Annotated in this window: 12 protein-coding genes; 2 read left to right on the plus strand and 10 right to left on the minus strand. The window is 62.1% G+C overall.

Features of this window, described 5'->3' with window-relative positions:
* The 3 genes from RGV59_RS28850 to RGV59_RS28860 form a co-directional block, all read right to left on the minus strand.
* A complete protein-coding gene (locus RGV59_RS28850) occupies positions 1-819 on the minus strand; it encodes a substrate-binding periplasmic protein (RefSeq protein ID WP_046382389.1) in 819 nt (272 codons plus the stop codon).
* A 67-nt stretch (positions 820-886) separates the two neighbouring features.
* Entirely contained in the window at positions 887-1,816 is a 930-nt protein-coding gene (locus tag RGV59_RS28855) for an electron transfer flavoprotein subunit alpha/FixB family protein (protein ID WP_017848519.1), read from the minus strand.
* 2 nt (positions 1,817-1,818) lie between these two features.
* Positions 1,819-2,568, minus strand: a complete 750-nt coding sequence (locus RGV59_RS28860; protein ID WP_017848520.1) for an electron transfer flavoprotein subunit beta/FixA family protein — start codon at positions 2,566-2,568, stop codon at positions 1,819-1,821.
* 530 nt (positions 2,569-3,098) lie between these two features.
* On the opposite strand from RGV59_RS28860, the gene RGV59_RS28865 reads away from it, so the two are divergent.
* On the plus strand, positions 3,099-4,763 hold the full coding sequence (locus RGV59_RS28865) for an electron transfer flavoprotein-ubiquinone oxidoreductase (RefSeq protein WP_017848521.1): 1,665 nt from the start codon (positions 3,099-3,101) through the stop codon (positions 4,761-4,763).
* A gap of 180 nt (positions 4,764-4,943) precedes the next feature.
* Here the strand turns inward: RGV59_RS28865 and RGV59_RS28870 are convergent, their stop codons facing one another.
* Positions 4,944-5,837 (minus strand): AraC family transcriptional regulator, encoded by an 894-nt coding sequence (locus RGV59_RS28870; protein ID WP_017848522.1) that lies wholly within the window; start codon positions 5,835-5,837, stop codon positions 4,944-4,946.
* A 181-nt stretch (positions 5,838-6,018) separates the two neighbouring features.
* Here RGV59_RS28870 and RGV59_RS28875 point away from each other — a divergent pair, with 181 nt between their 5' ends.
* Positions 6,019-7,071, plus strand: coding sequence for an NAD(P)-dependent alcohol dehydrogenase (locus RGV59_RS28875; protein ID WP_017848523.1), 1,053 nt, complete (start codon positions 6,019-6,021; stop codon positions 7,069-7,071).
* Here RGV59_RS28875 and RGV59_RS28880 read toward each other — a convergent pair whose 3' ends face one another.
* From RGV59_RS28880 to RGV59_RS28905, 6 genes are all read right to left on the minus strand, one after another.
* On the minus strand, positions 7,072-7,875 hold the full coding sequence (locus tag RGV59_RS28880; protein WP_046382387.1) for an IclR family transcriptional regulator: 804 nt from the start codon (positions 7,873-7,875) through the stop codon (positions 7,072-7,074).
* Between the two features lie 188 nt (positions 7,876-8,063).
* Entirely contained in the window at positions 8,064-9,032 is a 969-nt protein-coding gene (gene araH / locus RGV59_RS28885; protein WP_046489319.1) for an L-arabinose ABC transporter permease AraH, read from the minus strand.
* A gap of 9 nt (positions 9,033-9,041) precedes the next feature.
* A complete protein-coding gene (gene araG, locus RGV59_RS28890; protein WP_126587407.1) occupies positions 9,042-10,544 on the minus strand; it encodes an L-arabinose ABC transporter ATP-binding protein AraG in 1,503 nt (500 codons plus the stop codon).
* On the minus strand, positions 10,541-11,527 hold the full coding sequence (locus RGV59_RS28895; RefSeq protein WP_104902625.1) for a substrate-binding domain-containing protein: 987 nt from the start codon (positions 11,525-11,527) through the stop codon (positions 10,541-10,543). The genes araG and RGV59_RS28895 overlap by 4 nt, the downstream gene beginning before the upstream one ends.
* A gap of 38 nt (positions 11,528-11,565) precedes the next feature.
* Complete coding sequence (locus RGV59_RS28900; protein WP_104902624.1) at positions 11,566-12,387, minus strand: SDR family oxidoreductase; 822 nt, start codon at positions 12,385-12,387, stop codon at positions 11,566-11,568.
* 154 nt (positions 12,388-12,541) lie between these two features.
* The gene (locus RGV59_RS28905; protein ID WP_057005494.1) at positions 12,542-13,021 is read right to left on the minus strand and encodes a GNAT family N-acetyltransferase; all 480 of its coding nucleotides are present in this window, start codon (positions 13,019-13,021) and stop codon (positions 12,542-12,544) included.
* Positions 13,022-13,178 lie beyond the last annotated feature (157 nt).

Raw genomic sequence — 13,178 nt, forward strand, 5'->3', positions numbered from 1 at the left:
CTACTTTGTTGGGGTGCCGACGGGTTGTTGCAATTGCGCTTTCCAGCGCTCCAGATTGCGCTGCAGCGCAGCTTGCGCCACACCAGACCCGGACAATTCTGTCATCTTTTTCGCCAGCTGTCCGCGCAGCCAGGGGTCATTGCACGCGGAGTTGTGGGAAATCGCCAGGTACAGGCCAGGCTGATCGACGGGCACGTCGCGGGCGAACAGGTCATTGCTCATGCCCAGGGTCTCGGCCATGGCCATGCCGGAGTAACGCCCGGCGAGTACGTAGTCCACTTCCCCCAGCAGCAGTTTCTGAAACGCCGGAGTCAAGGTGGGCAGGCGTTGCAGGGTCAATTGCTGGGCGGCGAAGGTTTCAAAGTCGTGGCTCAACCGCGCCCGTTCCGACACCGCGCCCTGATGGCCGTGCAGGTCCGCGGCCGTGGCATAGGCCAGCGCCGAGTCCTTGCGGGTCCAGACCAGATAGTCGATCTGCACCAGCGCCGGGTGGAGGTAGTCGAGGGTTTCCAGCTCGCCGATATTCAACGGCGCATCGGCCAGCAGATCCATGCGCCCGCTGCGCACTTCGTCCAAGGCCTGGGAACGCTTGCCGCCATAGAGCAGGTCGATTTTCAGCCCGAGGTCCTGGGCCACTTGCTGCAACATGTCGGCGGTGGCGCCGATCAAGTGCGTGGGGTCCTGGGGATCGCGCCAGAGCAAAGGCGGAGCGTCCGGGCTGCCGGTAGCCACCAGGCGCTCGCATTTGCCGGCCGCCAGCGACAGGGTCGGCAGCAACAGTGTGAAACCCAGCAGTGTGGCCCAGGGGCGCAATTCCATGGCGAGGTGCTCCGATAATAAAAAGCCCGGTCAAAAGACCGGGCTCTTTATAAGTGAAGCGACTGGATTAGACCAGCTTCTCCAATTCAGGTACGGCTTCGAACAAGTCCGCCACCAGGCCGTAATCAGCCACCTGGAAGATCGGTGCTTCTTCGTCCTTGTTGATCGCTACGATCACCTTGGAGTCTTTCATGCCGGCCAAATGCTGGATCGCGCCGGAGATACCGACGGCGATGTACAGCTGTGGCGCAACGATCTTGCCGGTCTGGCCGACCTGCATGTCGTTGGGCACGAAACCTGCGTCGACCGCAGCGCGGGAAGCGCCGACGGCAGCGCCCAGCTTGTCGGCCAGGGCGTACAGGTGCTTGAAGTTGTCGCCGTTCTGCATGCCACGCCCGCCGGAAACGACGATCTTGGCAGCGGTCAGCTCAGGACGATCCGACTTGGCCAGCTCTTCGCCGACGAAGCTGGAAATACCCGCGTCGTGGGCCGCGGAGACGGCTTCAACGGCGGCCGAACCGCCTTCGGCGGCAACCGGGTCGAAACCGGTGGCGCGCACGGTGATGACCTTGACCGCGGCGGTCGATTGCACGGTGGCAATGGCGTTGCCGGCGTAGATCGGACGCTTGAAGGTGTCGGCGCTTTCGACCGAGATGATCTCGGAGATCTGGTCAACGTCCAGTTGCGCGGCAACCCGCGGCAGGATGTTTTTGCCGTTGGAGGTGGCAGCGGCCAGGATGTGGCTGTAGCCAGCACCCAGCTCGGCGACCAGAGGCGCGACGTTTTCCGGCAGTTGGTGAGCGTAAGCGGCGTTGTCGGCCAGCAGTACTTTACTCACGCCAGCGACTTTCGCCGCGGCTTCAGCCACGGCGCCAGCGCCCTGACCTGCAACCAGCACGTGGATGTCACCACCGATTTTCGCCGCGGCGGCCACGGTGTTCAGGGTGGCCGGAGCCAGTACCTTGTTGTCGTGTTCAGCGATTACCAAGATAGTCATGATTAGATTACCTTCGCTTCGTTTTTCAGTTTCTCGACCAGTTCAGCCACCGACTTGACCTTGATGCCCGCGCTGCGTGCAGCCGGCGCTTCGACTTTGACGGTCTTGTTGGTAGAGGCGGTGGAAACGCCCAAAGCATCCGGAGTCAGCACTTCCAGAGGCTTCTTCTTGGCTTTCATGATGTTAGGCAGAGACGCGTAGCGCGGCTCGTTCAAACGCAGGTCGGTGGTGACGATGGCCGGCAGTTTCAACGAAACTGTCTGCGCGCCGCCGTCGATTTCGCGGGTCACGGCAACGCTGTCGCCGCTCACTTCGACTTTCGAGGCGAAGGTGCCCTGGCCGTAACCGGTCAGTGCAGCCAGCATCTGGCCAGTCTGGTTGTTGTCGCTGTCGATGGCCTGTTTGCCGAGGATCACCAGCGATGGCTGTTCCTTGTCGACAACGGCTTTGAGCAACTTGGCCACGGCCAGGGAGGTCAGTTCTTCAGCGGACTCGACCAGGATGGCGCGATCGGCGCCCAGGGCCAGAGCGGTACGCAGCTGCTCTTGAGCAGTGGTCGGGCCGATGGTAACCACGACGATTTCAGTCGCCACGCCTTTCTCTTTCAGGCGCACGGCTTCTTCCACGGCGATTTCGCAGAAAGGGTTCATCGACATCTTGACGTTAGCGAGGTCGACGCCGGAATTGTCCGCCTTGACGCGAACTTTCACGTTGTAATCGACAACGCGTTTGACAGCTACAAGAACCTTCATGGATTCCTCGTTACTCTCCGGTGAAAAGAAAGTCGCCTAGGCGAACCTGGCGGTTGATGCTCATCGGCACACAAGGGCACCTTCAAAACCTTCGGCAAGTGACGCAGCGATGGAGAGTGATGACCGTTCGTCAGTGGTGACTGGGAGGTCATTCATGATCGCGACGTGTAAACTGCGCGCCAGCATTGGGCACGCGTCACTCTTTTTCGCCTTCGCCTGTCTTTAAAGGTGCTCTTGAAACCTACAGTCAGCCTACGGCGAGCGCAAAACCGACCGTATCTTGACCGGAACGCCTATTCTGGTCAATACGGCAAAATGGCCAGTCATAAGCCCCGTTGCTTTGATTTACCTAGCTTCCAAGCAATTCAAACAAACGTTTGTATTGGACGCTGAGAGTGGTGTAGATATAATGCGCCACCTAGAGAGAAAGGTGGTCATCCGCCTGCCCAGTGAACGCAGCGATGACGCTTACGACACCCAACCTCCACCCATTAGAAAAAAAGCCTGTGAGCCTGAGTAGGAGATAGCCTGTGGAACGCGAATACATGGAATTCGACGTGGTCATCGTCGGCGCTGGCCCGGCGGGCCTGTCTGCCGCCTGCCGACTGAAGCAGAAGGCCGCCGAAGCCGGTAAGGAAATCAGCGTCTGCGTGGTCGAGAAAGGCTCCGAGGTCGGCGCACATATCCTTTCCGGTGCCGTGTTCGAACCACGCGCCCTGAACGAACTGTTCCCGGACTGGAAAGAACTCGGCGCTCCGCTCAACACCCCGGTGGTGCGCGATGACATCTATGTCCTGCGCAGCGCCGACACCTCGACCAAGGTGCCTGACTTCTTTGTGCCCAAGACCATGCACAACGAAGGCAACTACATTATCTCCCTGGGCAACCTGTGCCGCTGGCTGGCCCAGCAGGCCGAGAACCTCGGCGTGGAAGTCTACCCAGGCTTCGCCGCGCAGGAAGCGCTGTTCGACGAAAACGGCGTGGTGCGCGGGATCATCACCGGCGACCTCGGCGTCGACCGCGAAGGCAAGCCGAAGGAAGGCGTCTACACCCCCGGCATGGAACTGCGCGGCAAGTACACGCTGTTCGCCGAAGGCTGCCGTGGCCATATCGGCAAGCAACTGATCCAGCGCTTCAAGCTGGACAGCGACGCCGACGCCCAGCACTACGGCATCGGCCTGAAGGAAATCTGGGAAATCGACCCAGCCAAGCATCAACCCGGCCTGGTGGTCCACACCGCCGGTTGGCCGCTGGACATCATGAGCAACGAGAACACCGGTGGCTCGTTCCTCTATCACCTGGAAAACAACCAGGTGGTGGTCGGCCTGATCGTCGACCTGTCCTACAGCAACACTTTCCTGTCGCCGTTCGATGAGTTCCAGCGCCTCAAGCACCACCCGGTGCTGGCCCAGTATCTGGAAGGTGGCAAGCGCGTCAGCTACGGCGCGCGCGCGCTGGCCAAGGGCGGCATCAACTCGTTGCCGAAGATGGTGTTCAAGGGCGGCGCATTGATCGGCTGTGACCTGGGCACCATGAACGTGGCCAAGATCAAAGGCAGCCACACCGCGATGAAGTCCGGCATGCTCGCCGCCGACGCCGTGGCCGAGCGCCTGTTGGCCGACGCCGAAGGCGGCGACGAGCTGACCAACTACGTCGACGCGTTCAAAGCCAGCTGGCTCTACGAAGAACTGTTCGCCACCCGTAACTTCGGCCCGGCGATGCACAAGTTCGGCCCGATCATCGGTGCCGGCTTCAACTGGTTCGACCAGAACATCCTCGGCGGCAAGATGCCGTTCACCCTGCACGACACCAAGCCGGACTACGCCTGCCTCAAGCTGGCCAAGGACTGCCAGAAGATCGACTACCCCAAGCCCGACGGCAAGCTGAGCTTCGACAAACTGAGCTCGGTGTTCATCTCCGGCACCAACCACGAAGAAGAACAGCCGTGCCACTTGAAACTCAAAGACCCGAGCATCCCGATCGGCACCAACCTGCCGCTCTACGATGAACCGGCGCAGCGCTACTGCCCGGCCGGTGTGTATGAAGTGGTGACCAAGGAAGACGGCGAGAAGCGCTTCCAGATCAACGCCCAGAACTGCGTACACTGCAAGACCTGTGACATCAAGGACCCTTCGCAGAACATCACCTGGGTCACGCCGGAAGGCGCAGGTGGGCCGACTTACCCGAATATGTAAAAGGGTTGCATGACCCAGGAGGCTCCCAGATCGGGAGCCTTTTTTGTGGCTGGCATCAACTCAATGTGGGAGGGGGCTTGCCCCCGATAGCGGTGGAACAGTCAGCACATCGATGGCTGACCCACCGTCATCGGGGGCAAGCCCCCTCCCACATTTTTAATCCCGTTGAGCCAGGGAGAATCAGGCAGCGCGCTCTTCGCCCGGGTTGCGCTCGAAGTAGCGCTTATATTCGCGGCTGAACTGCGACGTACTCTGATACCCCACCCGATGCGCCGCCTGTGCCACGCCCATGCCTTCCACCAGCAACAACTGCTGCGCCTTGAGCAAACGCAAACGCTTCAGATACTGCACCGGCGACAACAAGGTGCAGCGCTTGAAGTGTTCATGAAAGGTCGACGCACTCATGTGCGCGTAACCTGCCAACGTCTCGATATTCAGCGGCTCGGCGTAATGAGCATGCAGGTGATTCAACGAGGTGGCGATCCGCGAGAACTGCCCCTGCTGTTCCACCAACGCCCGCAACACATCGGCCTGGGGCCCGCGCAAGGCGGTGAAGAGTAATTCGCGCACACGCGCCGGGCCCATGATCCGGCTTTCCAACGGATCGTGCAGGCATTGCAACAGGCGCTCGACGCAACCGCGCATGGCGTCATCCAGCACCACCGAACTCATCGACTCCAAGGTCTGCGCCGTCGGCGGCGGCCCGGCCTGCATACCCATGGCCATCACCAATTCGCCCAGCACCACCCGGTCAATGCCCACCGTCACCCCCAGCAGCGGTGCGTCGGGCGCCAGGGCGAACGTCTCGCACTCGAACGGCACCGGCATCGCCTGGATCAGGTAGTGCCCCGCGCCGTACTCCAGGGTACGCGGGCCCAGGTACGCGACTTTGCTGCCCTGGGCGACGAACATCAGGCTCGGCTCATAGATCTGCGGCCCGCGTGCGACGTCGCAACTGGCGCGCAGCACCTGCACGCCCGGCAGGTGGGTCGGGGAGAAACCGTCGCAGGGCGTCAGCCGCTCGATCAAGGAAACCAGGGTGGCGTTGGCGTCGAGATGGCGGGTCAACAACATGGCAAAAAACTTCGCTAATAAGGGATGAGAGCATCATCGCAGGTCTGGCGCGCCGTGCATCCAAACCAGGCGTACTGCCGGACGAATAGGCATGAGACTCGGAGCAATCGCCATGGCCGCCTCCGGGGTCGGCGCGGAAAATGGCCCACCTCACTTGTCACTGCTTCTGCGAGGTTCACTCATGTACACCGCTATCGGTTATGCCGCCCAGTCGGCCACCACTCCCCTCGCCCCCATGTCGTTTGAACGCCGCAGCCCGCGCGCCGATGACGTGGCGATCGAAATTCTGTACTGCGGCGTCTGCCACTCTGACATCCACCAGGCCCGCAACGAATGGGGCATCGCTGTGTACCCGCTGATGCCGGGCCATGAGATTGTCGGCAAAGTCACCGCCGTCGGCGCCAGCGTCACCGCGCATAAGGTCGGTGATCTGGTCGGCGTCGGCTGCATGGTCGATTCGTGCCGCCATTGCGACGCCTGCCAAGCGGACCTGGAGCAATACTGCCTCGAAGGCCCGACCATGACCTACGCCACCCCGGACCGTGTGGACGGCAGCAACACCATGGGCGGCTACTCCGACAGCATCGTGGTCAGCGAACACTTTGTGGTGAAGATCCCGGCCAAGCTCGACCTGGCCAGCGCCGCACCGCTCCTCTGCGCCGGCATCACCACCTACTCGCCGCTCAAGCACTACGGTGTGAAGGCCGGCGATAAAGTCGGGATTCTCGGCATGGGCGGCCTGGGCCATATGGGCATCAAGTTCGCCAAGGCGATGGGCGCCGAAGTCACGCTGTTCACCCGCTCCGCGAGCAAGGCCGAGGAAGGCCGCCGCCAGGGCGCGGATCATGTGATCGTGTCCACCGACGCCGCGCAAATGCAAGCCGCCGCCGGACACTTCGACTTCCTGCTGGACACCATCCCGGTGCAGCACGACCTGAACCCCTACCTCGATGTGCTGCGCTTTGACGGCGTGCATATCCTCGTTGGCCTGATCGAGCCGGTGGACCCGCCCGTCAACGCCGCCAAGCTGGTGCTGGGGCGTAAAATGCTCGCCGGTTCGCTGATCGGCGGCATCGCCGAAACCCAGGAAGTCCTGGATTTCTGCGCCGAGCATGGCATCACCTGCGACATCGAAATGCTCGACATTCGTCAGATCAACGAGGCGTTCACGCGCATGATCGCCGGCGATGTGAAGTACCGCTTTGTCATCGACATGGCGACCTTGAAGGCCTGATCAGGCCTTCGCGCCCAACTCCGCAGACAGCCGCGCCGCAACCTGTTTGATCACAGGAATCAGCTCGGCCATTTTCTCCAGCGGCATGTAGGGCACGGTACTGGCGATGCTGATGCCGGCGACGATTCGCCGGCTGGCATCGCGCACCGGTGCCGCCACGCAGCGGATCGACGGTTCGTTGTCTTCCAGGTCGAACGCATACCCGCCCAGCACATACTCATGCATGCGCTGCTCGAACTGCGCCCAGGATTGCTCGGGGTGTTGCGGCCACTGCAGGTTTTTCCCTGCCGCCGGCTGGCTGACTTCGTACAGGCGCTGCCACTCTTCGACGCTGTCATCCAACAGCAACGCCTTGCCGATGCCGGTCCGCGCCAGCGGCATGCGATGGCCGACCCGCGAGCGCATTTCCGGACCGTTGCGCCCGGGGTTCTTGTGCAGGTAGAGCACGTCGTCGTCTTCGCGAATCGCCAGGTGGATGGTGTCGCCGGTCAGCGCCGACAACTCGTCCAGGTACGGCACCGCCAGGGTCACCAACGGCAACTCTTCGCGCGCCTGAAACCCCAGCTCGATCAGCTTCGGCCCCAGCAGGTAACCGACTTGCGGCACCACGCGCAGGTAGCGCTCCTCCACCAGGCAACTGGCCAGGCGGTGCGTGGTGCTGCGGGTGGTGCCGATGCGCCGGGCGATCTCTTTCAGATCCCGCGCACCGGCCGCCACCGCCTGCACCACGCCCAAGCCACGCAGCAAGGTCTGGGTGCCAGTGGGGGCGGCGTCTTTGACGGGGGTGTGGGCGGTTTCCTGCATATCGGGCCTATGTGGTGGTACGAAAACGAGCGGCATTATGGCAAATACCGAACCTCAATACAGTTGAGATCCAAATGTGGGAGGGGGCTGGCCCTCGATAGCGGTGTGCCAGTCTGCACATCTGTTACTGATAGACCGCCATCGGGGGCAAGCCCCCTCCCACACTTAGATCTTCACATGGCATGAATTCAGCGTTGTTTCATGCGATCGATCACCACCGCCAGCAGCAGGATCGAGCCGCGGATCACGTACTGGTAGAAGGTGTCGATGTTCTTCAGGTTCATTGCGTTCTCGATGATCGCCAGGATCAGCACCCCGGCGATCACATGGCGGATCATGCCGATGCCGCCGCTGAGCGACACCCCGCCCAGCACGCAAGCGGAAATCACCGTCAGCTCGAAGCCCTGGCCGATCATCGGCTGGCCCGAGGTCATGCGTGACGCGAGGATCACCCCGGCCAATGCGCCGATCAGGCCATGCACGGCAAAGATCAGGATCTTCGTGCGGTCCACGTTGACCCCGGCCAACAGCGCCGCTTCCGGGTTGCCGCCGATGGCCATGGTGTTGCGCCCGTAGGTGGTGTAGTTGAGCAGCCAGCCGAAGAACACAAAGCAGACGATGGTGATCAGGATCGGCACCGGCACGCCCAATAACTGGCCGTTGCCGAACACGAAGAACTGATCCTGGGACACTCCTACCGCCTTGCCGTCGGCAAAGATATAGGCCAGGCCGCGCACGATCTGCATGGTCGCCAAGGTGGTGATCAGCGCATTGACCCGCAGCTTGGCGATGACGATGCCGTTGATCAGCCCGACGATCAAGCCCATCAGCAGCGCCGCGCCGATGCCCAGCATGACGCTGTCGGTGTCGCGCATCACAATCGCGGCCACCACCCCGGCGCAGGCGATCACCGAACCGACCGACAAGTCGAAGTGCCCCGACGCCAGGCAGAACAGCATGGTGCAGGCGGCGATGCCTACGGTGGAAATCGCCAGGCCCAGCCCGCGCATGTTCAGCGGCGAGAGGAAGTTGTCGATCAGCAAGGCACACAGCAGGAAAATCGCCAGCGCCGCGAGCAGCATCGCCCAGTTGTCGAGCAGCGCGCGCAGGTCCACGGGTTTGCGTGCCGTCGGCAACGCGTTGTGTTGGGTCGTCATAGTCGTCTCTCAGTTCGCCAGGCCACGCGGCAAGGCCAGTTGCAGCAAGTTGGATTCAGTGGCGTGTTCGCGCCGTTGTTCGCCGCGCAAAGCGCCTTCACACAGCACCAGAATGCGATCGGAAACCCCCATCACCTCCATCAAGTCGCTGGACACCACAATCACCGCGATGCCGCTCGCCGCCAGGTCATGGATGATCTGGTAGATCTCCGACTTGGCGCCGATGTCGATGCCCCGCGTCGGCTCGTCCAGCAGCAGCACCTTCATCGGCATCGACAGCCAGCGGCCGAGAATGGCCTTCTGCTGATTGCCGCCGGACAGGTACATGATTTTCTGCGCAGCGCTCGGCGTCTTGACCTTCATCCCGCGGATTTGCTGCTCGGCGTTGCCCTGCTCCCAGCCCTCGCGCAGCAGCCAGCCGAACCGGGAATGGGCGCCGCGTGCGCTGATGTTGATGTTCTCGGCGACGCTGGCCAGCGGGATGATGCCCTCCTTCTTGCGGTCCTCCGGGCACAGCAGTACGCCGGCGGCGATAGCGTCGCGCGGCGAGCGCAATTGCAGCGCTTGCCCGCACAGTTCCAACTGCCCCGCCGTGGCGCGCTGCAAGCCGCTGAGCAGGCGAAACAGCTCGGTGCGCCCGGCGCCGACCAAGCCGAACAGGCCGAGGATCTCGCCCTTGCGCACCTCAAAGCTGACCGGTTCACGCAAGCCCGGGCCGAGCAAACCGTCGACCTTGAGCGCCACCTCGCCGTGTGCGCGCGGCCGATAGTCGTAAATGTCCTGGATATCGCGACCGACCATGCAGGTGACCAACTGGTCGTGACTCAGCGCACGCATGTCGTCGAAGGTACGCACGTAGCGGCCGTCCTTGAACACCGTGACCGCGTCGCAGATGCGGAACACTTCTTCCATGCGATGGGACACGTACAGCACCACTTTGCCCTCGTCGCGCAGGCGCGTGATGATCGCCATCAACCGGTCGATCTCACGGGCCGACAGGCTGCTGGTGGGTTCATCGAAGGCAATCACATGCGCGCCACGCGACAGCGCCTTGGCGATTTCCACCAGTTGGCGCTGGCCCAGGGACAGGCGCCCGAGCTTTTCCTGCGGGTCGATTTCATCGGCCAGGCCCTTGAGGCACGCCAGCGCCCGCTGGCGCAACTGGCTGCGGTTGACCACGCCGAAACGCGCCGGCAAATGCCCGAGGAACAGGTTCTCGGCGACGCTCATTTCCGGCACCAGATGCAGCTCCTGGTGGATCACCGCGACGCCGCTGGCAATGCTGTCGGCCGCGCATTTGAAGGCCATCGTCTGCGCGCCGATCTGCACGCTGCCGCTGCTCGGGACGTAGGCGCCGCCGAGGATCTTCAGCAGCGTCGACTTGCCCGCGCCGTTCTCGCCCATCAACGCGTGTACCTGCCCCGGGTGGGCGGTGAAACTGATGCTGTCCAGCGCCTTGACCCCGGGGAAGGTTTTGCCGATGCCGTCAAAGCGCAGTGCCGCTGCGGTCATTTCCACAGCCCGATCTTGGTCAGTTCTTCCTGGAAGTTGGCGCGGGTGATCAGCGTCACTTCGTCCATCGCGGTGTACTTCGGCGGTTCCTTACCGGTGGTGACCCACTCGTACATCATCAGCGCGGTGTTGTAGCCCTCGATGTGCGGACTGGGCAGCATCGAACCGAAGAAACCGCTGTTGGCTTTCTTCAACTCGCCAATGGCGTCGGTGCCGTTGATGCCGATGCCGATCACGTTGGCGGCTTTGAAGCCGGCGCTTTCGGTGGCGCGCACGCCGCCGAGCACGGTGTTGTCGTTCATGCCGCCGATGATCAGGTTCTTCGCGCCGCTGGGCAGCTTGACCAGGGCCGAGTTGGTGGCGTCCATGCTGCCGGGCACGTCGAGAGTCTTGAGCGCGGCGGTGAGGATATGGTCTTTGGGGATGCCGGCTTCTTCGAGGGATTTGATCGAACCGTCGGTGCGTTTTTTACCGGTGTCGAGCTCGTTGAAGGTGTTGATCACCGCGTAGGTGTCCTTCCAGTCCCAACCGCGCTTCTTCGCCTCGGCGGCCATCGCCGCGCCTTGCTTCTGGCCGACTTCGAACGCGGCCATGCCCAGGTACGGCACGTCTTCCATGAAATTGCCCTTGGCGTCGACGAAGCGATCATCCACGGCCATGACTTTCAAGCCGTTGACCTTGGCCTTGGCGACAATGGCCGGGCCGAGAGACACGTCCGGCGGGCAGATCACAAAGCCCTTGGCGCCGTTGGCGGCCAGGCTGTCGATGGCCGAGAGCGTCTTCTCGCCGTCGGGCACGGCGATCTTGATCACAGTGAAACCATGTTCCTTGCCGGCTTTTTCAGCGAAGGCCCATTCGGTCTGGAACCAGGGTTCTTCGGCTTGTTTGACCAAAAAGCCGATCTTCACTTCTTCGGCAACGGCCAGGCTGCTGAAGCCGCTTAACGCAATGGCGGCGGCGAGTACGCGGAGTGTTTTTTTCATGAACGGCACCTCTTGTTGTTATTGGAGAGTGACAAGTTCTAGTCGTGGTACATCACCGACCGTCCGCCATCGATCATCAGGCAGGTGGCGTTGATAAAGGGCGCCTCATCGGTGGCCAGAAACAGCGCGCTCATCGCCACCTCCACAGGCTGGCCGATGCGCTTGGGCGGGTGCAGGTCGAGCGCGCGCTGGCGCTCGGCGTGGGGGTCGGGGAAAGTGTTCCAGTAGTCGACGTTGAGTTGGGTTTCGATATAACCCGGGGCGATGGCATTTACGCGGATGCCCTTGGGCGCGTATTCGATGCCGAGGGCGCGGGTCAGGCCGAGCAGGCCGTGTTTGGCGACGGGGTAGGGAAAACAGCCGGGAATGATGTGGCTGGAATGGGTCGAGGCGATGTTGATGATGTTGCCGATGCCCTGCTCGATCATGTGCGGCAACACCGTGCGGCAGCCATACCAGGCGCCGTCGAGGTCGATGGCGAAGCAGCGCCGCCAGTCTTCGTCGGTCATCTGCAACGGGTCGCGGAACACGTTGACCCCGGCGCAGTTGACCAGCACATCGACACGGCCGAAGCGCTCGATGGCCAGGTTGACCAGCGCCTGCCATTGCGCCTGGGACGTGATGTCGACCGGTTGCGCGTAGATCTCGGCGCCGCGTTCGCGCCAATGGGCGGCGACTTGCTCGACCTTTTCGCCCTGGATATCGGCGATCACCAAACGTGCCTGCTGCGCCTGGAAGCAGGCCACGATCGCCTCGCCAATGCCTTGGGCCGCGCCGGTGACGATCACCACCTTGTGCTTGAGCCGCTCGCCATAAGTCGGTTCGGGCACGGCGGGGAGTGACAGAGGTTGTGCCTGCATCGCTTCACCTGTTTTATTTTTGGTAGTGAGTGCTGATGCAGCCGACTATAAACCCAGACCTTGAAATATCTCAATATATAAATTTACATCCCATATAGTGAGAAAACATATAAAAAAACCGGCGTCGGGACGCCGGTTTTCACCGGGTACTTGATCAGCCCTGGGCGAAATCCCGCAGCGCATCGCCCTCCATGCGGTAGCGCACCCACTCTTCCTGGGGCTGGGCGCCGATGGATTTGTAGAAGGCAATCGCCGGTTCGTTCCAATCCAGCACGCTCCATTCGAACCGCCCGCAACCGTTGTCGCAGGCGATCTTCGCCAGGTGGCGCAGCAACTTCTTGCCGGCCCCGCCGCCGCGTTGCTCGGGGTTGATGTAGAGGTCTTCGAGGTACAGGCAGTTGCTGCCCAGCCAGGTGGAATAGCTGAAAAAGAACACCGCGAAGCCGATGGGCAAACCGTCGCGCAGGCAGATCAGCCCATGGGCGGTGGCGCCCTCGCTGAACAGGCTGCGCTCGATATCCGCCACACTGGCGATCACTTCATGACGGGCTTTTTCAAACTCGGCAAGCTCGGTGATGAAAGTCAGGATCTGCGCAGCATCGCTGGGCACGGCGGGGCGAATCTCGATGGTCATGGGCGCGCCTTGGGCAAATTCAAAGGCCACATACTAAGACGGTTTGATGACAGATTGCAGTGCAATTTCGGGATCGCCAGGCCACCTTACTCCGTTGCGGGCTAAAGCAAGCACCAGCAACCACAGAACAATCCGCCCTGACACGCATGGTAGAACG

Origin of the sequence: Pseudomonas sp. FG1 (genome assembly GCF_034313875.1) — a bacterium.
GTDB lineage: Bacteria > Pseudomonadota > Gammaproteobacteria > Pseudomonadales > Pseudomonadaceae > Aquipseudomonas > Aquipseudomonas veronii.